At 56.8% G+C, this 23,118-nt stretch carries 16 protein-coding genes; 9 read left to right on the plus strand and 7 right to left on the minus strand.

All coding sequences use genetic code 11. The features are described from left to right. Position 1 precedes the first annotated feature (1 nt). The 6 genes from JI62_RS05355 to JI62_RS05380 all read left to right on the plus strand — a co-directional run bounded on the left by JI62_RS05355 (position 2) and on the right by JI62_RS05380 (position 6,154). A complete protein-coding gene (locus tag JI62_RS05355) occupies positions 2-478 on the plus strand; it encodes a GNAT family N-acetyltransferase (RefSeq protein ID WP_088699171.1) in 477 nt (158 codons plus the stop codon). Positions 479-487: 9 nt separating this feature from the next. Continuing rightward, a complete protein-coding gene (locus tag JI62_RS05360; protein WP_088699172.1) occupies positions 488-1,399 on the plus strand; it encodes a LysR family transcriptional regulator in 912 nt (303 codons plus the stop codon). A gap of 150 nt (positions 1,400-1,549) precedes the next feature. Next, positions 1,550-2,959 carry an amidase gene (locus tag JI62_RS05365; protein ID WP_088699173.1) on the plus strand — a complete coding sequence of 470 codons (1,410 nt, stop codon included), beginning with the start codon at positions 1,550-1,552 and terminating at the stop codon, positions 2,957-2,959. Between the two features lie 58 nt (positions 2,960-3,017). Continuing rightward, on the plus strand, positions 3,018-3,245 hold the full coding sequence (locus JI62_RS05370; protein ID WP_035584707.1) for a hypothetical protein: 228 nt from the start codon (positions 3,018-3,020) through the stop codon (positions 3,243-3,245). Beyond that, positions 3,238-4,731, plus strand: coding sequence for a sodium:solute symporter family protein (locus JI62_RS05375; protein WP_088699216.1), 1,494 nt, complete (start codon positions 3,238-3,240; stop codon positions 4,729-4,731). The genes JI62_RS05370 and JI62_RS05375 overlap by 8 nt, the downstream gene beginning before the upstream one ends. 100 nt (positions 4,732-4,831) lie before the next feature. Continuing rightward, positions 4,832-6,154 carry a DUF2252 domain-containing protein gene (locus JI62_RS05380; protein WP_088699174.1) on the plus strand — a complete coding sequence of 441 codons (1,323 nt, stop codon included), beginning with the start codon at positions 4,832-4,834 and terminating at the stop codon, positions 6,152-6,154. Positions 6,155-6,174: 20 nt separating this feature from the next. Here the strand turns inward: JI62_RS05380 and JI62_RS05385 are convergent, their stop codons facing one another. The 3 genes from JI62_RS05385 to JI62_RS05395 form a co-directional block, all read right to left on the minus strand. Then, complete coding sequence (locus tag JI62_RS05385; RefSeq protein WP_088699175.1) at positions 6,175-7,974, minus strand: GGDEF domain-containing protein; 1,800 nt, start codon at positions 7,972-7,974, stop codon at positions 6,175-6,177. Positions 7,975-8,271: 297 nt separating this feature from the next. Further along, positions 8,272-9,324, minus strand: a complete 1,053-nt coding sequence (locus tag JI62_RS05390; protein ID WP_088699176.1) for an SPFH domain-containing protein — start codon at positions 9,322-9,324, stop codon at positions 8,272-8,274. 2 nt (positions 9,325-9,326) lie between these two features. Continuing rightward, positions 9,327-9,821, minus strand: coding sequence for an NfeD family protein (locus JI62_RS05395; RefSeq protein WP_088699177.1), 495 nt, complete (start codon positions 9,819-9,821; stop codon positions 9,327-9,329). Positions 9,822-9,994: 173 nt separating this feature from the next. Between JI62_RS05395 and JI62_RS05400 the strand changes: the two genes are divergently transcribed. After that, positions 9,995-10,711 carry a trimeric intracellular cation channel family protein gene (locus JI62_RS05400; RefSeq protein WP_088699178.1) on the plus strand — a complete coding sequence of 239 codons (717 nt, stop codon included), beginning with the start codon at positions 9,995-9,997 and terminating at the stop codon, positions 10,709-10,711. 2 nt (positions 10,712-10,713) lie between these two features. Here the strand turns inward: JI62_RS05400 and JI62_RS05405 are convergent, their stop codons facing one another. After that, entirely contained in the window at positions 10,714-13,710 is a 2,997-nt protein-coding gene (locus JI62_RS05405; RefSeq protein WP_088699179.1) for a hypothetical protein, read from the minus strand. Positions 13,711-13,819: 109 nt separating this feature from the next. Here JI62_RS05405 and JI62_RS05410 point away from each other — a divergent pair, with 109 nt between their 5' ends. Continuing rightward, on the plus strand, positions 13,820-14,527 hold the full coding sequence (locus tag JI62_RS05410) for a DUF3581 family protein (protein WP_088699180.1): 708 nt from the start codon (positions 13,820-13,822) through the stop codon (positions 14,525-14,527). A 17-nt stretch (positions 14,528-14,544) separates the two neighbouring features. On the opposite strand, the gene JI62_RS05415 is transcribed toward JI62_RS05410, so the two are convergent. The 3 genes from JI62_RS05415 to JI62_RS05425 all read right to left on the minus strand — a co-directional run bounded on the left by JI62_RS05415 (position 14,545) and on the right by JI62_RS05425 (position 21,270). Then, on the minus strand, positions 14,545-15,411 hold the full coding sequence (locus tag JI62_RS05415; RefSeq protein ID WP_088699181.1) for a transglutaminase family protein: 867 nt from the start codon (positions 15,409-15,411) through the stop codon (positions 14,545-14,547). Then, positions 15,408-17,837: a circularly permuted type 2 ATP-grasp protein gene (locus JI62_RS05420; RefSeq protein WP_088699182.1), complete on the minus strand. Its 2,430-nt coding sequence runs from the start codon at positions 17,835-17,837 to the stop codon at positions 15,408-15,410. The genes JI62_RS05415 and JI62_RS05420 overlap by 4 nt, the downstream gene beginning before the upstream one ends. Before the next feature lie 82 nt (positions 17,838-17,919). Then, positions 17,920-21,270, minus strand: a complete 3,351-nt coding sequence (locus JI62_RS05425) for a DUF2126 domain-containing protein (protein WP_088699183.1) — start codon at positions 21,268-21,270, stop codon at positions 17,920-17,922. A 365-nt stretch (positions 21,271-21,635) separates the two neighbouring features. Between JI62_RS05425 and JI62_RS05430 the strand changes: the two genes are divergently transcribed. Further along, positions 21,636-23,117 (plus strand): circularly permuted type 2 ATP-grasp protein, encoded by a 1,482-nt coding sequence (locus JI62_RS05430; RefSeq protein ID WP_088699184.1) that lies wholly within the window; start codon positions 21,636-21,638, stop codon positions 23,115-23,117. Position 23,118: the final 1 nt, after the last annotated feature.

A 23,118-nucleotide genomic window follows, 5' to 3' on the forward strand; every position in this document is an offset into this window, starting at 1 on the left:
TATGCAATGCGATATCATTCTCCAGCGGCTAAGAGCCGACGATCCTAACGCTGAAATAGTCGCGGGCTGGACATTTGAGTCCTGGGGGCATTTGCACCCAGGCTTAACGCTGGAAGAGGCTATTGAGCGTTTCAAGGCCGAATGTGGCCAGGGCGGTGTGCCCTCAATCTTTGTGGCGATGCAAGGCGAAACCCCTGTGGGAACCGCCAGCCTCATTGCTGATGATATGAGTATTCGCCGCGAATTTACCCCCTGGCTGGCCTCCGTATTCGTTGTGCCTGAATGGCGGGGGCAGGGTATTGCCTCTGCATTGGTGCGCCGGATAGAAGCCGAAGCAGCTACGCATGGCTTTGAGCGCTTCTATCTCTATACACCTGATCAACAGGCGCTTTATCGACGGCTGGGGTGGCAGGCGTTAGAAAGCCTTGAGTACCGGGGCGAGACCGTCACAGTGATGTCACGGCAGTTGGGGCTTTAAGGGGCACTTATGATCAGTGGCCGCGCATTACGCTATTTCGATACTGTGGCCCAGTGTCGTTCGCTGCGCCAAGCCGCTGCCCAGCTGCATATCGCCCCCACGGCGATTAGCCGCCAGATCGATTTACTCGAACACCAGCTTGGCGCACCGCTCATTGAGCGCGGCCCCAACGGCATTAGCCTGACGGCGGCCGGGGAGTTGTTAGCTGCCCAGGCGCAGCGTACTCTCCGAGACCTAGAGCGGGTTCAGGAACATATTGCCGATTTGAAGGGCTTGCGAACTGGTAGGGTCAGTTTGCAGGTGGCGGAAGGCGTTGTGGCTGGCCTGTTAGCCCCAGCGTTAGCCAAGATGGGGCAGCGCTATCCTCATTTGAGTTTTGATATCGGAATCGCCAGCGCCAGCCAAATGGTGGAGGCACTGCGCCGAGGCGATGCGGATATTGGCCTGTCGTTCTTTATGCCCCGCCATGATGACATTGTGCCTTTTGCCAGCGCCGAGTTACATCACCATGCCGTGATAGCCCCGAATCATCCCCTGGCCTCAGCTACTGAGGTAAGCCTTCACACCTTGGCAGAGCACCGGCTGATTCTGCCTGATGAATCCTATGGTGTGCGCCAAGCGCTGGAACACGCCGCTCATCAGGCTGGCGTTGCTCTGGCCCCTACCTTCAAGACCGCCTCACTGGAAACTCAAAAAGCACTCGCCCTTAACGGCGCGGGCGTTCTGGTATTGCCACCGATGGCGGTAGCTCGGGAGTGCCAATTGGGTCAACTCGTTAGCATTCCCTTATCTCCTTTAGAGCTTGAAGCAGCGCGGGTAGATCTCTGCGTTTATCGCCATCGCCAGCGTAGTTTTGCCACCGAGGCGTGCCTTTCGTTGCTGGCAAGTGCCTTACAAACACTGCAATCTCCGTCATCTTGAAAGATATTGAAAGAAGATCCTGAAAGAATAGAGTGCACACAAAAAGTGGACACGCTGAAGTCAATATTGAAATAGCAGAGTGCGCTATGTGGGTTCATGCTGAGGTTATTGATAGCAACAGTCTGATAACAACAGCAAAAAGGTAATGTGATGCCTGAACTACACCAACTCACCGCCACTCAATTAATTGATGGCTACCGCGCTAAAACGTTTTCCCCTTATGAGCTGGCGGATGCCTTGGTTAAGCATGTAGCCCGGTGGGAGCCGCACATTAACGCGCTGTATGCCTATCAGCCCGATGGCTTCATGCAAGCAGCAGAAGCGTCTACCCAGCGCTGGGCAAAAGGCGAGCCAAGCGGCGCTTTGGATGGTGTCCCGGTCACCCTTAAAGAGTTGATTGCAACGAAAGGTATGCCGGTACCGGTAGGCACCGGTCTGGGAGAGCAGACGGCTGCCACTGAGGATGCCCCACCAGCCGCGCGTCTAGCAGAAGACAACGCCTTGCTGTTGGCAAAAACTACCTGCCCCGATTTTGGCATGCTCTCATCCGGGCTCTCGTCGTTTCATGGTTTAACCCGCAACCCCTGGAACTTAGCCTGTAATACCGGCGGTTCAAGCGCGGGGGCGGGCGCTGCGGCGGCCGCGGGGCTTGGGCCGCTGCATGTGGGCACCGATATTGGTGGCTCGGTACGCCTGCCAGCGGCGTGGTGCGGCGTCATCGGCTTTAAGCCCACCCTAGGCCGGGTACCGATAGACCCTTATTATGTAGGCCGCTGTGCTGGGCCAATGACTCGTAGCGTCGAGGATGCCGCGCTTATGATGATAGCGCTTGCTCGTACGGATCGGCGCGACGCGATGCGCCTGCCGCCGGAAACGGTTGACTGGATGGATCTGGAACTCGACGTTAAAGGTTTGCGAGTGGGTGTGATGATGGAGGCGGGTTGCGGGTTAGCTTTGGATGATGAGATTCGCCACCACGTAGAACAGACCGCAAAGCAGTTGGAAGCCGCTGGGGCAACGCTGGTGCCGCTGGCGCCAGTGCTGACCCGGGAAATGCTGGATGGGCTGGATCACTTCTGGCAAGCCCGACAGTGGAGCGAGCTGTTAAAGCTCTCGCCAGAAGAGCGTGAGCAGGTATTGCCCGCCATTTTAGCCTGGGCCGACGCTGGCGCGCGCTTAAGTGGCGTAGAGGCGGTGCAAGGTTTTCAGCAAACCATGGTGATGCGACGCGCCACCGAAGCCGTGTTTGATAAGGTCGATGCGGTGATGTCACCCACCACACCCAACATTGCCTTTCCGGCCGAGTGGCCATCGCCCACCAACGATCCGCGCCAGCCCTTTGAGCATATTGCCTATACCGTGCCGTGGAATATGGGTGAGCAGCCTGCGATCTCGCTCAATGCGGGATTTAGCCGTGGAGATATGCCCATTGGCGTGCAGTTGGTTGGCCCACGTTTTGCCGATCACTTTGTGCTGAAGCTTGCGCGGCAATTAGAAGCGCGCTTAGCCTTGCCAGCTCGCTGGCCTGCGCTGCCAGACGGTAAATCGGCTGTTCTATAAAATCACTTTTAAAAAACGGTCTTTAAAAACGGTCTTTAAAAACTAAGGGGGAACTCTTATGGGACGTTTGTTGGTGCTGCCTACCTCCCGAGCGGGCTGGGGGCTGTTAATTGCGTTTGTGGCGCTGGTGCTGGCAGGCACATGGCCGGTGATTGGTTTAGTGAACCGGGCCACCTTGGTGATGGGCTTGCCGCTGATAGTTGTGTGGAGCTACCTGGTAATTTTTGCCTGCGTGGTGGTGATGCTGATCGGCAACCGCATTGTGGAGCGAGATGACCATGAATAGCCCCTGGCCACTGTTGATTACCTTGACCTATGTCGCTATCGCCATGGTGATTGGCCTACGCGCCAGGGCAGGGCGCTCCATGAATAGCCTGGAGGAGTGGGGCGTGGCGGGGCGTAGCATGGGGCCGGTGACGCTCTACCTGCTGATCGCCGCCGGTAGTGTAAGTGCTTACACCTTTATGGGCGCACCCGGCTGGGCTTACTCCAAAGGCGTCGCGGTGTTTTATGTGGCGATTTATCTTGCTTACCTGGCGTTGGTGGCGTGGTACTTCGGGCCGAAGGTGTGGCAGTTTGGCGAGCAGTTTGGTCATGTTACCCAGGCAAGCGCCATTTCAGACCGCTACCAAAGCCCCGCGTTGGGTGCGCTGGCGGCGCTCGTGATGGCAATTGGCTCTATTGCCTACGCGGTACTGCAAACCATTGGCTCAGCCTATATTCTGTTTGTGATGAGCGGCGGTTTGATTCCTATTTGGCTAGGTGTCGTGCTGGTACTGGCTTGCATAGCCGTCTATCTCTACGCCAGTGGTCAGCGGGCGATTGGTCGCACCAATGCCTTTCAAGGCGTGTTGATGCTGATAGTGGCTTGGGCCGTTGGCCTTTGGGCCATGCATAGCGCAACCGGTGGCTTAAGTTTCGCTGGGGTATTCGAGCGCATTCAGGCCGAGCATAGTGAGTTTCTCACCCTGCCAGGCGCAGGCGGCGATATGAGCTTTAGTTTCTGGACGACCTCGATCATCGTTTCCATGTTCTCATTTATGCCGCCGGTGTGGACGCAGTGGATGAGTGCGGCTTCGGCACGCACTATCCGTCGTAGCGCGACGTGGCTGCCTACGTATTACGTGGTTATTCTGCCTATGGTCGTTGTAGGCTTTATCGGGATCTTTTCGCTGCCTGACCTGGCCCGAGCAGACACTGTGGTACTTGAGTATGCCATGCAGCACTTGCCGGTAGTATTAGTGGGATTGCTAGGTGCGGGTACCCTGGCGGCCTCAATGTCTTCCAGCGAGCCATTTATTCATTCGGTATCGCTGTCGCTGAGCAAAGATGTTCTTCAGCCGGTGCTAAAGCTCTCTGATGGCGTGACCGGAAAGCTCGCCCGGCTGCTGATTCTGCCCATTATGTTCTTCGTGGTCGCGCCGCTGGCAATTGCCGAGCCCGGCAGTTTGGTGATGATTCTGTTAGTGGGGCTGGGGTTTGCCTCCCAGGTACTGCCTGCCTTTATCGGCATGTTCTTTTGGCCGCGGGCTTCTCGCTTGGGTGTCATGGCGGGCATCGTGGTAGGTTTTTTGATCACCACGGCATTTACTCTCCTTTGGCCACACCCACTGGGTATTCACGCGGGCTTCTGGGGGCTGATGCTCAATCTGCCGGTATTTGTCGCCGTCTCTTTGATGACGCCTGCTACCCACGCTGAGGTGGTGGAGCGTTTCTTCAGAATTGCCGCTCCAAGAGGTTTTACCCAGCGGGGATGTAGAGCTGCGGGGTGAGTGCTGACTTAATCTATTCATGGTTATCGACTACCTTTGTAGCAAAGTGCTTATAGGTACCAGCGCTTCTAATGATACTTGCACCAACAAAGGCAACGTAATGAGCCATGCATTGACTGGACATAACCGCCCTCAGCGGGTGATTGAGGCAACCCAACAGGCAAATAACACCTTGCCAACGGCCACTCGCCAAGCTAAGTACGCCAAAATGGCTGCGTCGCCCTACCGCTTTTTCCGCGGCAGCAATCATCTGTACTGGAATGATGTATGGCACGATTGGCGTTTTGCCCTTTTTGGCGGCTGGCCGGAGACCCAAACCTGGTTGCAGGGCGACGCCCACGTCTATAATTTTGGCGCTTATGGTCATCATGATGATCAAGTGCGCTACGGCATGGATGACTTCGATGATGCGCTGATTGGCGACTACCAATATGACCTGTGGCGGTTGGCTATCAGCGTCGTATTAGATGCTCGTGAAAATGCTGAGCTGGATCCAAAAGCGATTGATAAAGCGCTAAAAAAGTTAATAAAGGGCTATTACCAAACCCTGGCGCACCATGTTGACGGCAAACCTGTTCACGCCGTGACCCTTGATAGCGCCAAAGGCACGCTTAAGCCCTTTATGAGCAAAGTTGCCGATAAGCAGAGCCGTGCGCGCATGCTCGAAAAGTGGACGACCCTGGATGAGCAGAAAGGCCGCCAGTTCACCGAGCGGCCTGGCAAACTGGCTAACCTACCGGCGGATGTGGCCAGCCAGTTGCGCCGCCTAATTGAGCAGGAGTACCAACAAACGCTGCAACAGGCGGTTAAAGAGAGTGATTCCCACCATTTTCGCGTCAAGGATACGGCACGGCGTTTGGATGCAGGCACCGGTTCGTTGGGTGTGGAACGCTATTACGTCTTGATTGAGGGCGGTGTTGAGCACGAGCACGATGACATTATCCTGGATGTCAAAGAGCAGGTGCCTCCAGAAGCATTTCGTTTAATGGATAAACACCAGCAGCAGGCGTGGCGTAAATTGTTTCCTAACGAGGCCATCCGCCATGCAGCTGCTTTCCACGCCATTGCCGAGCACCCGGACGCTTATCTCGGCTGGCTAACCATGAACGGAAAGGTGTTTTCGGTGCGTGAGCGCTCGCCGTTCAAGAAAGACTTTCCGACCCATAAACTTTCGGGCGGTAAGTCATATCGAAAACTGGCCCAGCAGTGGGGAGAAATTCTCGCCCGTGAACATCTGCGCGGTGCCCAGGCGCTTAACCAGGGGGACTCAACACGCTTTGCCAAGGCCGTTGGCCAGCGATTAAAAGGGCGTGAAGAGCTGTTTGTTGAGGTGGTGTCGACACTGGCGGTGGCTTACGCTGACTGCACAGAGCAGGATTATGCGGTGTTTATCGATCATTTTCTGGCCGCGGGTTCTGCTTAATCAGCCAATCGCATGGGCGATTACTGAGGCTGCTGCCTACCGAGCATAAATCCCTGCTCTTCAAGTGTTTCTTCCCAAACGACACAGCGGTTACGGCCGCTGTGCTTGGCTTGATAGAGTGCTTCATCGGCCAGGCGTAGTAATTTCTTAGGGTCTTCAGTGTGATCAGGGTACGTTGCAACCCCGCAGGAGAGGGTGATTCTACGCAGTGGAGTGCCTTGATGGGAAAATGTCTGATGAGCCATGGACGTTAACAGCGCCTTGGCGCGCGTTTCGGCAGCGATTCGAGAAGTGGCGGGCAGTAAGGCAATAAATTCTTCACCCCCAAAGCGACAGATTACGTCCAAATCCCGAAGGTGATGCCGCAACATCAGGGCAATTTCCACCAGCACGGCATCGCCTGCGTCATGACCGAAATCGTCATTGATTCGCTTGAAGTGATCCACATCCATCATCAGCACGGAAAGATAACTGGCATGCTGCTTTACGCGCTGGCACTGGTGTTCGAATGCCATATCGAAATGACGGCGGTTATGCAGGCCTGTTAGCGGATCCTTGCGTGAGAGGCCTTCCAGTTCTTGCACTAACCGGTCAAGGTCGGCGGTTCGCGCTGCAACCTGCTGCTCAAGGGTCTCGTTGGCCATCGCCAACTGCTGCTGTGTATGCCGGTAGTGCCACAGAAAAATAGCCGCGTTAGCTAAAGAAAAAGCCAATGAGCCGTAGCTCAAGGGCACACTGCGCCAGTCCACAAAACCATGGGCGACCACCATGTCAGCCAACAGCAGCGGGGCAAAAAAAGTAAAACTCACTACCAGGAGTCGTTGTTCCAGAGAGAGCCGCTGAAAGCGCATGAGCGCGAGCGCCAACATGATGGGGAGCGTTATCGCCAGCATGACATCGAATACGGGGAAGGTGAGAGAAAGGCTCACCACCCCCAGTTGAACTAAGCCAATCGCAACAATGAGATACGCCAAATGGCTAATCCACAGGCGTGTTATCCAGCGCCTAGCGGCGCCTTCCAGCCAGTGGCTGAGCAGCATTCCTAGTGCCACCGGCAAGGTGTAGTAGCTGCCGGCACGGAGGGTGTCCCAGGCCAGTGGCCCATCGGCAATAAATTGACGAGCAGGCGTCTCAGCCAGCAGCATTAACCCCGATGCGTAGGCAAACAACGCAATAGACCCGAAACCACGACGCTCAGGGCCTATTAACGCGAAAATGGTGGCCAGGATAGCGAGTACCAAGACCAACGCACTGACGCCGAGATCCTGAGCGGAGTCATGAATAACCTGCTTGAGAACGTCAATGCGTTCCATTACCTGTACTTGGCCCCATAAGCCAATACTGGTGTAGTAAGAGTAGAAGCGAAAGGTAAGCGTTTGACCGGCGGCATCGTGTGGGAGATCGATCATGTGCCAGGGCCAGCCTGCAAAATCGCCTTTGCCCTGATCGTCAAACTCACCATATTGATAGATGAGTTCGTCGCCTAGATACACTTGCCCAATCAAATTGATGCTGGTGATAAAGAGGACTGGGTCGCTCCAGTCACCCGCGGGAAGCGTTGTGCGTAACCAGAGGTGTTCGTGCCCATTGCGACCAGGTGGGTTAGAAGGGGAGTCGATCGACTGCCACTCGGTTGAGTCGCTTTGTAGCCATTGAGGGTGGTTATTGCCATCATAAGGAGAGTCGCCCCAGCGATACTCCCAGCTTTGCAGTGGTTGAGGCAGAGCAGCAGCCTGGAGGCCACTGGGAAGCATCACCAGGATGACCAGGAGAAGAAGTAGCTGAGCATAGTGACGTAGGGCAAGCCAACGTGGCAGCATGATGGTCGTACTCACCTCTTGGTTATGATACTTCTACTGGTCAGTGCTTCAACCGGTGTCTACCGATGGGGTGGTGAGCGCAAAAGCAAGCACTTATTTTTGGCGTCAGTTTACGGTGTTAGGTAATGGTGACACCTCCAGCACTCTATAGCGCTCAAAGGTTAAAACGGTATAGCTGGATCTCCCTCGATCCAGCCAAATCGTGCTTTGCACCGCCACTATAAATAGCACTAAGCACTCGCGTATTGAAATAGTACTTTTTAAACGGTCAAGCAGTCATTATTAATCGCTACAACGTTAATTGCCCCCTGCAGCGCCACCGACGATGCCACTGCGAAGGTTGTTATCGCTGCCGTTGCCTCTCTTCAGGTGGTTAGCCACGGTGTCCTCCGGTGACCCAGCCATTTCACGGAACATACCCATAGAGCCAAGCAGGGCAGAGGACTCATAGGGCACAAATACTCGTTCGCCATCTTTTGCCATATTGGGTAGCACCTTGATATAACTCTGCCCCAGCAAGTAGCCCACGACGGTACGTTTGTTCTCTTCGCTATCACCAATAGCACTGAGAACCAGTTTGATGGACTCCTGCTCACCCTGGGCACGCAGGATAGCCGACTCTTTGTCACCCTGAGCGTTAAGGATCGAGGACTCGCGCTGCCCCTGGGCCATGGCGATCGCCGCTGATTTTTCCCCCTCGGCTTCGGTCACGGTGGCGCGGCGCTTGCGCTCGGCGGCCATTTGCAGGCGCATGGCAGTCTCCACCTCTTCCGGCATGGCAATATCCTGCACTTCGACCCGGGAGATTTTGACACCCCACTTGGAGGCAGGCTCTTCCATAGCCGCCTGGATCTCGTTATTCACTTCCGCGCGGGACTCAAACAGTTTATCCAGCTCCATCTTGCCGACCACTGAGCGCAGTGTGGTTTTGGCCAATACTTCTACGGCTTGGCTCATATTTTCTACTTCATAAACGGCCCGCTTAGGGTCGATGATTTGGTAGTAGAGCGCACCGTTGATACGCACGGTGACGTTGTCGGTGGTGACCACCGGCTGACCGGGAAAATCCATCACCGTCTCGCGGCGGTCAATGCGGGTTTCATCGGAGGTAATGGCGGTGTACTCCTCGCCCATTTTGCGATAACGCAGCATGGTGATTGCGCGAGGCTGCTCAATAAACGGAATAATGATGTTAATACCGCTTTCTAACACGCGGTGGAACGAACCAAGGCGTTCAACCACCATCACTTCCGATTGACGAATAATAATCAGACCTTTTGAGATGATCAGTACCGCGATTACGACGATAATAAGGCTTATCAATAAACCTGGGCTTATAGGTAGATCCATGGTTAAGGCTCCTTGCGTTGGGAATTGTCATCTTGCGGGGTGATGTCAGCAGGCTGATGGAGTGTGACCAGCGCAGTGGTTCCTTCAAAACGTCTAAATACGACCGGTGTGCCGGCAGGTAGCTCGGTTTCACCGCTATCAAGCACCCGCACACGGTAGAAGTCGCCGTTGACTTTAATGCCGGTGGCGTCATCAAAATCGCGGCGTAGAGTTGCGTAGCGATTACCTTTTTCCACACCTGTACCTGTTGTGCCATAAGCAACGCCGCGGGGGGAGAAGCGAGGTCGAATGACCATAATGCATATCGGCAGCAGTATCCCGGTAAAAATCCCCATGCTGAGCAGTTGCCAAGGAAGCGTTAACCCTAGCGCAGTAACGGCCGCCGTTAGCGCAGCGGCAATACCCAGCGCGAGTAGCACCATCGCGCCAGAAGTCAGCTCTGCCAGACTCAGCAACAAGGCGAGTACTAGCCAGCTATAGGCTGGGTTCCAGTCCATGGGCTCTCCTATTCATGGCGATGTTCACGTTTGCGCTTAAGCGTAACGCATTTAAGTAGATGGCGTTCAAGATCAGCATTAAATAAGGCCCAGCATTGCTCGTCGAGGTGCTGAGCGGCCAGGAGTGCTATCCTGCCTGCCTTTAACGATAGCGAGTATTAAAGGAGAGGGGCGTGTCGGGCGTTGTTTACTGGCTGGATATGGCGGGTGTCATCGTGTTCGCGCTTTCGGGTGTGATTTTGGCGTGCCGGTCACGTATGGATCCGATAGGTATGCTGGTGCTTGCAGCCGTTACGGGCATTGGTGGAGGGACGCTGAGGGATTTAGTGCTAGGCGTAAGACCGGTTTTTTGGGTGACGGATCCAGCCTACCTGTGGGTGATCTTAGCGACCGTGGGCGTATCGTTGATGGGGTTTCACTATATCCATCGCCTGTCGCGGGGCTTTTTACCGTTTGCCGATGCGTTTGGGTTAGCACTGTTTACGGTGATTGGCACTCATAAAGCATTGCTGCTGGGTACCTCGGGCACAGTGGCGGTGTTAATGGGCATGATGACCGGTGTGGCAGGTGGCATGATTCGTGATGTGCTGGCCCAGCGGGTGCCCATGGTGCTGCGCGAAGAGATTTATGCGACCGCTGCGATGGTGGGGGGAATCGTCTACGTAGCGCTACATGCGCTGGCGGCGCCGTTAACGCTGACCATTGCCGCTTCACTCAGCGTCACCCTTGGGCTGCGTTTGGCGGCTATTCATTGGCGCCTGGCATTGCCGGTGTTTGCCTGGGTCACAGTACCGCCTAAAAACCATGACGAGGCGTCGGCGCCGCTCTCTACCCCGCAAAAGGCCAAAGAGCGGGTGAGGATGATTCGCCGGGAACGCAAAAAACGTTAAGTCTAATTATTAAAGCCTTGGGAGCGGTTTGCTTCACGCCAGCGGTCAAACCAGCGGCGTGGTTGAATAACCCGCAAGGTTGGCTCGCTGTCGTTAAGCTCTACCCCTAACCCAAGCACGCCAAGGCGGGCATAGAGCGCGCCATTGGCACTGCGCTCGGCCAGCGTGACATCCGAAAGGAGCAACAGTGGGCCGCCGGTGAGTGTTAAGTCACTCAGGCTAATTTGCTCGCCGCTGATCGCTAGTTGTGCCGTGCCCTCGATATCGTGAACATTCAACAGTCGTCCTAGCCAGTCGCTGTCCCTTGCCCGGGCGAGGAATAGCCTGGCGAGTAAGCCAGTATCGCGCATCTCAAGTCGGAGCTGGCTAGCGAGGCGAATAGGGTCTTCCCACACTAACTGCGCATCCAACATGGAAAGCGTTACCCACCAACCGGCATCTGCGGAGCCGTTGTCACTCTGGCGGCTTACATTTTCCAAGTGTAGGAAGGAGTCGTTGGCGGTAAAGCGGCGTGTTTCCAGGTCTCCCTCGGTTAGCGCTAGATAAAGGTGCAAGTCGCCGCGTAGCCGCTGATCCAGCAACGCTAACTCTGCGCCAAAAGCGCGTAGGGTGATTTCGCCCTGGGCGTTTAAGCCTTCCAGCAGCCACTCGCTCTCCAGGCTGGCTTGCCCGTCCAGCAACCTGATACCCGCGTTTTCGGGCAGGTAGCGGTTGTAGCGGGTGAAGTCGGGCACTTCGGTAATTGGCAGCGCGATGCGGGTGGTGAAGTGCTCCGGCTGGGGAGATTCAAGCACGTCGCTAAAGTGCTCAGTTTGCGTGGTGAGGGCAAAGTGGCGACCCTCCAGGTGGGGGCTGTTGTCGTCTTGGCGTCTTAACGCGAAGCGGGGGATGCCCAGTGAGAGCTGGGCTTGCTCGGCGCTATCCAATTGGGCGGTGAGTTCACCGCGCCCGGTGGCGAGATAATCTAAAAACGAAACCTCTAGCTGGTCGGCGTTAACCCTCAACCGGGTAGGGGCCAGCAAGCGGTTATCGCGAAAGGCTCCCTGGGCGAAGAGCTGGCCTTCGCCCGCAATCGTCAAACCATGCGCATCAGGCAGGAAAGCATTCAAAAAGCCCAGTTGTTGTACGCTTCCTTCCAGCGAAAACTGCCCGCTCGGTGCGTTACCACGACGTTGAAAACGGCCGTCGGTTAATACCAGTAGACTCGCTAGGCGCTCGCCTGGTTGATCAGCGTCGGCTACTTGCCAATTCAATCGGGTGCCGCTGATATTCAAGGTTGAGCCATCCATTGCCGCCTGCCGAATAGGCAGAAAAAGCTGCATATCACTGGTTAGCGTGCCGACTTGCTCTTCGCTCTGCCAGCGAGTAGTAAGCCGCTCTCCGGCTACATTCACCTCACCGCTGAGCTGCTCGGCGGTGATATCGAGTCGGCCATGGCTCGCGGCTTGCCCGCTAAGCAGTTGCAGCGGTGCCGGGTCGGGTAAAAGGGCGCCTAGGTAGGTTTGTAACACATTAATATTTGGCAGGCGTGCGGATTGCCAACGCAGCGTTGCCGATGCCTCTTCACGCACTTTTTGCGGGTCAATGGGACTGGTGGCGACGATGTTGATGTCGGCTTCGTCAAGCAGCAACCGCTCTTGGTGGTGCAGCGTGGCATCGGCAAAGCTAAGCGTTGCCTCTATGATCTCCTGCGGCGTCAGTTGGGCGTTAAGTGAGCCGCTGCCGTGGGCGATGAAGCCAAGTGTATCGGCGGCCAGTTCTGGCGCTTGAATCGTCAACTTGGCATCATGGGGGCGTGAGTCGCGAATGCTGGCATGGGCCTGAATTTGACCATGACCGGAAAGGTGGATGTTACCTTCATTGTTAACTGGGCTAACGGGAGACTCCGTGCCAGACGCTTCGTTATCAAGAGCGAGGAAGCGATCAAGCATATTCAAGCGCGTGATATCGCCCTTTAACGCAACTGTCGCTGTCGTGGGTAGTGCAAGCTGATCCAAGCGCTGATTGGGAATTTGGGACGCTAAATGAAGGTCGGCATTCTCGGCGTAAGGATGAGTGTCAGCAAGCGTTACATCGTTGAGCTGGGTCGAAAAATGTAGTTGATCACTCTCAACGGCCAAACGAACCTGGCCTTGGCCGGTGGCTGTGTGGCGTGGCGGTGGATCGTCGGCAATTAGCCAGTTTGGTGTGTCAGTGGGTGCACGTAAACGCTGCTCATCGACGGCTAAACGCAGCAAGGGGGCGTTCAGAGTAACGTCGCTACCGGCTTGTAACTTGCCAGCGATGAGCTCTAGTGTTCCCGTCAGTGCCCCGCGGCCCTCCAGGGTTAACCAGGGGAGGGCGTCCAGGTAGGGCATAAAGACATCCCAGGCATCCGCCTGGGCTTCCAACTGCAGCTGTGCGGAGAGCGCTGCCAGCAGGTTGGGGGTCAGCTCGCCGCTGCGTGTGTTGACAGGGGTTATCGTTTTGAGCGTCGCCTCAGCGTTAAGATTGAAAGCGCTTACCAGGGTCGCTTGATCACTTAGGCGAACTAAACGACCATTAGTAATGGCGAGGGAGACGTTAGGGATCGCGAGAGTGTCACGGCTAAGCGTGGTCTCCGCCACCTTCAACTGGCCGTCAGCTTCAAGCGCAATGTCACCAACAGTCAGGCGGCGAATACCCTTTGCATCGAGTGCCTCGATATGCAGCTCGCCGCGCAATAGGGCCAGTAGTGAGAGCGAAAGAGTGGCGCGTTCGGCCTCAATCGAGATGGGCAGTGCTTCATCTTCACGAGCCAGATAGAGCCCCTCGACTTCCCAGCGGCCAGGGTGTCGGCTAGCGCCCTGCTCCCAGCGGATATCGATGCCCTCAAACTGTGAAATGCGCGCTGGCAACCACTGGCTATTAAGCAGCCAATAGCTGCCTGCCACCCAAATAAGGATGATAAACAGTAGGCCAATCAATACCCTCAGCAGCAGGCGAGGTAGGCGATTTTTACGAGTGTTCGCGTCTGGCATAGTGGCTTCCCTAGCAGATAACTCCTGTTGGGGCGTGTTTTATGGCATTATGCGCGGCGTTGGGCAGTGATGGGTTTTCGATTTCAACGCTAGGCAGGCAACAAACGCCATGTTCAAGGATTTTTACACGCAGCGCGGAGAGTATGTAGTAATCTCTGCAGAGCAGGCCAGTCGCTTTGCTAAAGGCGTGGCTGGTGACTACAACCCTATTCATAACCCGGATGCACGCCGCTTTTGTGTGCCCGGTGACTTGCTGTTTGCGCTGGTACTCGCAACGTTTGGGCTATCACGGCAAATGGAGTTTCGCTTCACCAATATGGTGGGAGCCGATACGCCGCTTAAGTTTAGCGAAGCAGACGATGGCACGCTGCACGTCTGCGATGATAGCGGTAAGTGCTACCTGCAGGTGGTGCGCAGCGGCGAAATTACCCGCGATACGGCAGCGGTGGAAGCATTCGCACGCTGTTACGTGGCATTCTCTGGCAAAAATTTCCCCCACTATCTCAAACCTTTGATGGAGCAACATGGGGTGATGTTTAACCCTAAACGTCCTTTGGTTATCTACGACAGCATGGGGTTTTCGCTCGAACGATTGGATGGCTTTTCACCCGGTTTGACGTTGAACCACTCCTCGTTAGAGGTGTATGGCAAGCGCGCCGATGCACTGCTGGATTTCTCGATTGAGTCTGCGGGTGAAGCGGTTGGCGTTGGTTCCAAAAAACTCGTGGTGAGCGGTCTTTGTGATTATGACGCCGATGAAATGGCCGCTATTGTAGAGGAGTTTTATCGTCTCAAGGCCGCCTATGAGACGGCCTAGTGGTCAGTGGGCAGGTATCAACCCGCCAATGGCATCACATCCACCTCAACCTCCAGACGATGTTCACCGCCGCCGTTCATAACGCCTTTGAGCGGGGCGACATCGGCATAGTCCCGACCCCAAGCCAGCACCGGATGCTGCTCACCTGCCACGGTACCGTTGGTGGGGTCGAGGGCCAGCCAGCCCCATTCGGGAATCCAGGTCGCCAGCCACGCATGGGATGCATCTGCGCCTATTAGGCGTGGCTGCCCAGGCGGCGGCTGCGTTTCCAGGTAGCCGCTGACATAGCGGGCGGCGAGGCCTACCGAACGTAGCGCACCAATGGCTAAGTGGGCGAAGTCCTGACACACACCGCGCCGGTTGGCGAGCACCTCGCTTAGCGGCGTCGCTAGTGTGGTAAAGCTTGGGTCATACTCAAAAGTTTGATGAATAAGCGCATTAAGCGCGAGCGCTGCCTCCACTATTGGCCTGCCTGGGGTGAAGCAGCTATGAGCAAAGGTCGCTAATTCATCGTTACGGCGAATAAACGGGGAGTCGAGGCGGTAGAGCTGAAGGTCAAAGCTATTGGTCTGGCTAAGCTGCTGAGCAACGTTTTCCCACGCTGAGGAAGCATGCGGCAACGCTGATAAGGGTTGCGTGCTTAGTGGCGTTATCACCGTGACATCCAGCGTTTTATGAACCTCCTCCATGGCGAAATAGAGCACCCGATTGCCAAATACGTCCCGACGCTCCATCTGCACCTGTGGCGCGGGGCTGATCTTCAGTTCTGAGGCGCCACACTGCTGATGTGGCGTTTTGCGGGGTAGCATCCGCGCTTCGCTATGGCACAGGGTCACGGGGGCGCTGTAGTGGTAACGGGTGGTATGGCGCAACGTGTAGTTCATACATCGGGCTCCATACTGACTAACTGGCGCGGCCGCTCCACGTGGCTGAAATGACTCTGGCTGATGGCTTCAGAAAGCGCACTTAAGGGCTCAATCAGGGCATCCAGCAGTTGTGCCAAGGCATCTTGTGCCTCTGACGTATCGGCCAAGTGGCTTAAGCGATCAATGTCGGCCAGGTGCAGCGCCGCATTGGCTTGTATCAGCAGCCGCCGTTCAGCGTTACGGTAGGGGGATGAACTGCCGGGCAGGCGATCCATCTGCCGCTCAATGCGCTTGAGCATATAGCCCACCGAGCGGGGATTGGTTTCATCGAACAGCAGTAAGTCGAGAATCGCCGTAGGGTGAAGCTCGCTGCGGTAGCGGCGGCGATAGGCGGTAAAGTTATCGGTGGTGGCGAGCACGACTTCCCACAGCGCCAACCCCGGCGAGTGTGGTGCATTGAGGGTAAGCTTGAGCAGCGACAGCAGTCCCAGCACGCGATCCAGAAAGCGGCCAATATCCATAAACCGCCAGCCGTAGTGGTGGGGCATGGTTTCGTTACACAGCCCGAAGAAGGCGGCTAACTGAGCAGACAGCCCTTCACAGGCGCGCCGCGCCGCGCTGGCCCCTAAGCTGGGGTTAAAGGTGGCCATGCGCTGGCGCAGTTGATGCACCACCCGCCAGGAGTCATCGCCCAAGTGGTCGCGCACGCTGCGGGCGTTGCGCATTAACTGTGCAAACAGCGGCTGCAATGCCTGGGGATCCACATTATCAAATTGAGCCAGCAGCGCGGCACGCTTTAGCTCAAAGCCCATCAACGGTGCCTGTAGCCGCTGTTCATCCTCTTCGTTTAGCGTGGTGATATCCAGTGCCAGCAGGAGTTCATCAAGCAGTTGATCGGCGATCTCATCCTGGTCGTACTCCATCAGCCTGAGCAACGCTTCACGTAGCAGTCGCGCACGGGTGTCTAACCGTTCGCCGTAACGGCCGAGCCAGAATAGGCTTTCGGCTACTCGGCTGGGTAGGTCGGTGCCGTCACGGGTGGCCACCACCGGGCCTCTGGCCTGGCGAAGTTGGCTAACATGGGGCTGGGGAGAGGCCGCCGTCACCCACACATCCTTCACGACAGTGCTGCTTAACGATGGCGAGCCAGGTTCGCCGACCCAGGCTAAACCGCCGGGCATTACCTGGTATTCGCTGACTGGACGGCTTTTGGCAGTGGCGCTGTTTTTAGCCGTCGCGCTGCCCGGTGTACGTGTCACAAAACAGCGTAGGTTGAGCCTGGTGGGTTCCAGGCGCTGTAGGTGGCGATCAAAAACTGGCGCAGTGGCCGGCTGAGTCGTGGCATCAGCGCTGGGCAGCAGCAGGGGCTCACCAAGCAGGTGTTCGCACAGCATCGGTAAGTAGTCTGCCAACACCGGCGCTTCCAGAATGCCTACCCCCAAGGCGTTGGATAGCGCCACGCCGCCGGCGCGCATGGCTTGGAGTAGCCCGGGGACGCCCAACTGGGAATCACCCCGCAGCTCTAACGGATCACAGTAAGCGTCGTCGCAGTGGCGCAGTATCACATCCACCGGCTGCAACCCCCCCAGGGTGCGCAGCCATACCTGGGCATCGCGCACTACCAAATCCTGCCCCTCTACCAAGGCAATATTGAGGTAGTTGGCCAAATAGGCGTGCTCAAAATAGCGTGGGCTACCCGGCCCTGGGGTTAATAGAATAAGCGTCGGGTTATCGCGGTGTTGGTAGGCCATCGCAATGAGTGTGCGATGGTGCAGATCAAGAAACCCCGCAAGCCGCTTTAAGGGCGCATTGCGATACATATCCGGCAGCGCGCGGGCCATCAGTATGCGGTTTTCAAGCGCAAACCCAGTACCTGACGGGGCCTGAAGGCGGTCTGCTATCACCCGCCACTGGCCCTGGGTATCCTGAATCACATCCACCCCGTGGGACGTGATCGGCGCGCGATCAGTGGGCAGGGAGCGGTGGCAGGGGAGTAAAAAGTGTGGAGAGGCAAGCAACGCCTGGCTTGGTAAGAGCCCCGTCTCAAAGAGCGTTTTGGGGCCATAAATATCGTCATACAGAGCGCTGAGCAGACGACTGCGCTGGATGAGCCCCGCTTCCAACGCATGCCATTGTGGTTCATCAATCACCCAAGGGAGCGGGTCAAGCCGCCATGAACGCCCCTGGGTTTCATCGTGCATATTAAAAATAACGCCGTTTTCAGCCAACAGACGCTGTATTTCCTCATGCTGTTGCAAGCGCCCCGTGGAGCCCATGCCTTCCAGAGAGTCCAATAAACTCTGCCAACCGGGGCGTAACTGCCCCTGGCCATCGAGCATGGCGTCAAACGTGCCGGGCTGTCCCTTGCCTAGCTGGTGTAAGTAATCCTCAACGAGCCCGTGAGCCACGGGCGCGAGAAGTGAGGTAGAGACAGGGGCCGTCATTATCCTTGTAATCCTGATGGGTAAGGGGCGGATTATCCTGTACCGGGCGTTAAGAGAAAAGCCTTAGCTTTGTTAAAAAACTTTAACTAGGTGTCCAGCGTAGATCGAGGGTCTGCGGCAGTTCCAGACTGGGCGTTTCCAGCTTGGGTACCTGATGGCCATGGCGATGACCGCTGTCACTGAAACGCCCCAGGCGGCGCGCTTCGGCTTCAAACGCATTGACCGGGAAAGTGTCGAAATTGCGCCCTGTGGGGTGCACCACATGGTAGGTGCAACCCGCAACGGAGCGCTGGTTCCAGGTATCGATTACATCAAATACCAGCGGCGCGTGAATGGGAATTTGCGGATGCAGCGCCGAGGGGGGCTGCCAGGCGCGGTAGCGCACCCCGGCCACCGCTTCGCCATTTCTACCGGTGGCGGAAAGGGGCACCCGGCGTCCATTGCAGGTCACTACATAACGGTCACCGCTCATGCCGCTGACTTTGACTTCCAGACGCTCAACCGAGGAGTCCACATAGCGGGCAGTGCCACCAGCCGAGGCTTCTTCGCCCAATACATGCCAGGGTTCAATAGCTTGACGCAGTTCGATATCCAGCATGGGGGTATGCAACCGGCCATGCAGCGGGAAGCGGAACTCCAGGAAGGGGGCAAACCACTCCAGGTCAAAATCAAAGCCGTGGTGGCGAAGATCCCCCAGCACGTCGTCAAGGTCACTCCATAAGTAATGGGGCAGCATCCAGCGATCCTGTAAGGCGCTGCCCCAACGCACCGGCTTTGCCCGGTAGGGCGTTTTCCAGCAGCGCGCTACTAAGGCGCGGATCAGCAGCATCTGCATCAGTCCCATGCGGGCGTGGGGTGGCATCTCAAAACCGCGTAGCTCCAATAAACCGAGGCGACCGCTGTCGCTATCCGGTGAATAGAGCTTGTCGATACAGAACTCGGCGCGGTGGGTATTACCGGTTAGGTCAGTGAGCAGGTGGCGCAGTAAGCGATCCACCAGCCAGGGCTGCACTACTTCTCCTTCAGGCATTTGCTGTAAGGCGATTTCCAGTTCGTAAAGCGCCTCGTGGCGCGCTTCGTCTACCCGCGGCGCCTGACTGGTCGGGCCAATGAACAGGCCTGAAAACAGGTAAGAGAGGCTGGGGTGATGCTGCCAGTAGGTCACTAAACTGGCGAGTAGATCCGGACGGCGCAAAAACGGTGAGTCCTCAGGCGTCAAGCCGCCCAGGGTGACATGGTTGCCGCCGCCTGTACCGGTATGGCGGCCATCGAGCATAAATTTTTCGGTGCCCAGGCGGCTTTTCCTCGCTTCTTCATATAGCCGTTCGGTTTGGGCCACCAGGGTTTGCCAACTGGCGGCGGGCATAATATTCACTTCGATCACGCCTGGGTCGGGGGTGATCATAAAGTTTTCCAGGCGCGGATCCCGGGGCGGCGAGTAGCCTTCTACCATGACCGGGCAAGTGAGGGCTTTGGCGCACTCCTCAATGGTGCTGATCAGGTCGAGGTAGTGCTCCAAGCTGGTCAGCGGTGGCAGAAAAATATGCAGGCGGCCATCGCGGGGCTCCACGCACAGGCTGGTATGAATAACGCCACTCTCCCGGTCGCTATCAGCCCTTGGCTGCTGTTGAACGGCTTCGCCCTCGGGGTGCGTTGAACTAGGGTGGCTCGAGCGCCCCAATCGCTCGGCATCGCTGATATGCAGCTGTTCGGCGTTGCGGCGGGCAACTTCACCATGAATATCACCCAGTTCCGGGCGTGGCGCGAACAGCGATTCAGGCTGGGGCTGCTCTTCAGGATCCGCCCAGGGCAGTGCCGAAAGGGGTAAACGCAGCCCCATGGGGGAGTCGCCGGGCACCAGGAATAAATGGTCGCGCTTGAGTGGCCAGCGGCCGCTCTCCCAGCGGTGGGCTTGGCTGATCGAGTGGCGCAGCGGCAGGGCGTAGCCCACCACTTCATCCAGGCCTTGCTCCAACAAACGGGCTAAGCGCTGGCGTTCGGCGTCATCTTTGAGATTGGCTTCCCGTGGGTCAACATTGACCGGCAGTGACTGCTCTTTCCAGAGGTAGTAGTAGGCATCCTCGAACGCCGGAATCCAGTAGCGTTCCGCCACCCCCAAGCGTTCGCTAAGGGCCTTGGTGAAGCGTCGGGCCATCGCACTGTCAGCGTCCACTTTCGGAGCGCCTTCCATACAGGCCAGCCACTTCGGGTCTCGCCACAGTGGCACGCCATCTTTACGCCAGTAGCAGGCAAGCGCCCAGCGGGGCAACGGTTCACCTGGGTACCACTTGCCTTGCTGTTGCTGAATAGCGCTACCGGGCGCATAGGCGGCTTGCAGGCGGGTTAGCAGCGCCTCAGCGCGCTCGCGCTTATGCTCGCCCAGCGCTTCGGTATTCCACTGCGGGCTCTCCATATCGTCAATAGACACAAAGGTAGGTTCGCCTCCCATGGTGAGGCGCACGTCTTCGTGCAGCAGCTCGGCATCCACTTCGTCGCCCAGGGCGCAAATACGCTGCCACTGCTCGTCACTATAGGGCTTGGTGACCCGCGGGTCTTCGTGGATGCGTTCCACTTCCATGGTCACATCAAAGGTCACTTCACACTTATCCGAAAAGCCGGTAATAGCCGCCGCGCTGCCAGTGGTCGGCGTGGCGGCGAGTGGAATGTGGCCTTCGCCGGCGAACAATCCCGAGGTGGGGTCGAGACCTACCCAGCCAGCGCCGGGCAGGAACACCTCGGTCCAGGCGTGCAGGTCGGTGAAGTCCACTTCGCTGCCGCTGGGCCCATCAAGGGCTTTGACGTCGGGCTTGAGTTGAATGAGGTAGCCGGAGACAAAGCGTGCGGCGAGGCCCAGGTGGCGGAAAATTTGCACTAGCAGCGAAGCGCTGTCGCGGCATGAGCCGCTGGCCAGGGCTAACGTCTCTTCGCAGCTTTGAACGCCGGGCTCCAGGCGTACCAGGTAACCGATGTCGTCCTGGAGGCGCTGATTAAGCGCCACCAGGAAATCAACGGTGGTGGTGGGTTCGCGGGGAACGGCGTTAAGCCACGCCATTAGTCGCGGCCCTGATTCGGTTATTTCCAGATAGGGGCTTAGCTCCTGGCGCAGCGCTTCTGGATAGGCAAAGGGGATTTTTTGCGCAATGTCATCCAGGAAGAAATCGAAGGGGTTGATCACCGTCATCGGCGCAATTAGCTCGACGGCAATGGTTAACTCTTTGCGCGGTTCGGGGAACACTACGCGGGCATTAAAGTTGCCAAACGGATCCTGTTGCCAGTTTAAAAAGTGGTCGTCGCCGGAGAGTTTAAGCGAGTACGCCTCGATATGGGTGCGGCAGTGGGGGGCTGGCCGCAGCCGAATAACGTGGGGCGAAAGACGCACCGGACGGTCAAAGTGGTAGGTCGTACGATGGTACAAGGCAACGCGAATGGTCATGGGCCACCCTCTAAGGAACCGTTATCAACCGGTTTGTCGGCTGGGTTAGGGAATAACCGAACGTTTCGCAAGTATCGTTCCACTTTTACTTTTTTGCAGCCGCTATCTCAACTAAGGCGTTTAACTAAAGTGGAAATCGCTTTGTGCACCAACTTGAAGCTGCTTATGTGCACCATGCCAGAGCGAAAAGGCGTTTCATGTTTCTCCCGGCTCCCTGTCAAGTAGCGTTTGGGTAAGCAAACGTTGAAATATCGCAAAAGATGGTACGTATTTTGCTGTCAATTGTTTGATTGTTTTGCGCGCGGCAGGCCTACACTGAGCATTAAGGAAGTTGCCGCTTCCACCCCAGCGCCAGGAGAGCGCCCATGAGCCAAGTGAATTGGAATAACTATGCGTGTCGTGACTATTACGATGAGCTGATGGCCGCACCCGGTCAGCCACGCGAGTCCGCGGGTGAACTCTGCAACATGTTGGCAAGGTTTAGCGCCGAGGAGTTGGCCGAGCGGAAAACCGCGGCGGAGATCGCGATTCGCACCATGGGAATTACCTTCACGGTTTACTCTGAAGGCGCAATGATCGACCGCGCCTGGCCATTTGATATTGTGCCGCGAATTATACCCGCCAGTGAGTGGCGCAAAACCGAAGCAGGCCTCAAACAGCGGGTGCAGGCGCTGAATCTATTTATTGATGACCTCTACCACGACCAAAAAGTCATTAAGGACAAAGTGCTGCCCGCCGAGGTGCTGGCGCAGTCGGTTAATTTTCGCCCCCAGTGTGTTGGCATTAATCCCCCCCACGGCGTGTGGGCCCACGTGTGCGGTTCAGACCTGGTGCGCGATGGGGATGGCACGCTGTATGTGTTGGAAGATAACTTACGCATTCCTTCCGGCGTCTCCTATATGTTGGAAAACCGTAACGTTACCAAGCGGGTACTGCCGGAGCTGTTTGCCTCTGGAAAAATTCTGCCCGTTGATGATTACGTCGCGCAGCTTTATGACATGCTCGCGGCGATGTCGCCAAGGCCGGGGGATGACCCCCAGGTAGTGGTACTGACCCCAGGGATCTACAACTCCGCCTACTTTGAGCACGCTTACCTTGCCCAGCAAATGGGTGTTGAACTAGTGCAGGGGAGTGACCTGCTAGTCGATGATGACAATGTGGTTTACATGCGCACCGTGGAAGGGCTGCGTCGGGTCGATGTTATTTACCGCCGCGTAGACGATGAGTTCCTCGACCCGGAAGCGTTTAACCCGGAATCCATGCTGGGAGTGGCGGGTTTGATGCGGGCCTGGCGGGCGGGTAAAGTCGCGCTGGCCAATGCACCCGGTGCTGGCGTGGCGGATGACAAGGTCGTTTATGCATTCGTGCCTGCGCTGATTCGCTACTATCTCGACCAGGAGCCGCTGCTGCCCAACGTACCCAGCTATCTGTGTATGTTCGAGGACGACCGACGCTATGTGCTTGATCACCTGGATGAATTGGTAGTGAAGCCGGCCAATGAGTCGGGCGGTTACGGCATGCTCATTGGCCCGCGCTCAACGAAGGAGACCCGGGAAGAGTTTGCCCGCTTGATTAAGGCGAACCCGCGCAACTACATGGCGCAGCCCACCCTGGCACTATCAACTACGCCTACGTTGGCGAATGGTTTACCACAGCCACGGCATGTGGATTTACGCCCCTTCATACTCTCTGGGCCTGAAATTCATGTGACCACCGGGGGGCTTACTCGGGTGGCATTGATTGAGGGGTCGCTGGTGGTGAACTCCTCTCAAGGTGGCGGTAGTAAAGACACCTGGATTGTAGAAACTGACGAAAAGGCGGCAGCGGCCGCGGTGCAAGGAGTCTAAC

The sequence above is a fragment of the Halomonas campaniensis genome (assembly GCF_002211105.1).
GTDB lineage: Bacteria > Pseudomonadota > Gammaproteobacteria > Pseudomonadales > Halomonadaceae > Vreelandella > Vreelandella campaniensis_A.

What these genes read in the sequence shown, in the direction of transcription:
- JI62_RS05355 (WP_088699171.1), top strand. Translation starts at nt 2, where the DNA reads ATGCAATGCGATATCATTCTCCAGCGGCTAAGAGCCGACGATCCTAAC.
- JI62_RS05360 (WP_088699172.1), top strand. Translation starts at nt 488, where the DNA reads ATGATCAGTGGCCGCGCATTACGCTATTTCGATACTGTGGCCCAGTGT.
- JI62_RS05365 (WP_088699173.1), top strand. Translation starts at nt 1,550, where the DNA reads ATGCCTGAACTACACCAACTCACCGCCACTCAATTAATTGATGGCTAC.
- JI62_RS05370 (WP_035584707.1), top strand. Translation starts at nt 3,018, where the DNA reads ATGGGACGTTTGTTGGTGCTGCCTACCTCCCGAGCGGGCTGGGGGCTG.
- JI62_RS05375 (WP_088699216.1), top strand. Translation starts at nt 3,238, where the DNA reads ATGAATAGCCCCTGGCCACTGTTGATTACCTTGACCTATGTCGCTATC.
- JI62_RS05380 (WP_088699174.1), top strand. Translation starts at nt 4,832, where the DNA reads ATGAGCCATGCATTGACTGGACATAACCGCCCTCAGCGGGTGATTGAG.
- JI62_RS05385 (WP_088699175.1), bottom strand. Translation starts at nt 7,974, where the DNA reads ATGCTGCCACGTTGGCTTGCCCTACGTCACTATGCTCAGCTACTTCTT.
- JI62_RS05390 (WP_088699176.1), bottom strand. Translation starts at nt 9,324, where the DNA reads ATGGATCTACCTATAAGCCCAGGTTTATTGATAAGCCTTATTATCGTC.
- JI62_RS05395 (WP_088699177.1), bottom strand. Translation starts at nt 9,821, where the DNA reads ATGGACTGGAACCCAGCCTATAGCTGGCTAGTACTCGCCTTGTTGCTG.
- JI62_RS05405 (WP_088699179.1), bottom strand. Translation starts at nt 13,710, where the DNA reads ATGCCAGACGCGAACACTCGTAAAAATCGCCTACCTCGCCTGCTGCTG.
- JI62_RS05410 (WP_088699180.1), top strand. Translation starts at nt 13,820, where the DNA reads ATGTTCAAGGATTTTTACACGCAGCGCGGAGAGTATGTAGTAATCTCT.
- JI62_RS05415 (WP_088699181.1), bottom strand. Translation starts at nt 15,411, where the DNA reads ATGAACTACACGTTGCGCCATACCACCCGTTACCACTACAGCGCCCCC.
- JI62_RS05420 (WP_088699182.1), bottom strand. Translation starts at nt 17,837, where the DNA reads ATGACGGCCCCTGTCTCTACCTCACTTCTCGCGCCCGTGGCTCACGGG.
- JI62_RS05425 (WP_088699183.1), bottom strand. Translation starts at nt 21,270, where the DNA reads ATGACCATTCGCGTTGCCTTGTACCATCGTACGACCTACCACTTTGAC.
- JI62_RS05430 (WP_088699184.1), top strand. Translation starts at nt 21,636, where the DNA reads ATGAGCCAAGTGAATTGGAATAACTATGCGTGTCGTGACTATTACGAT.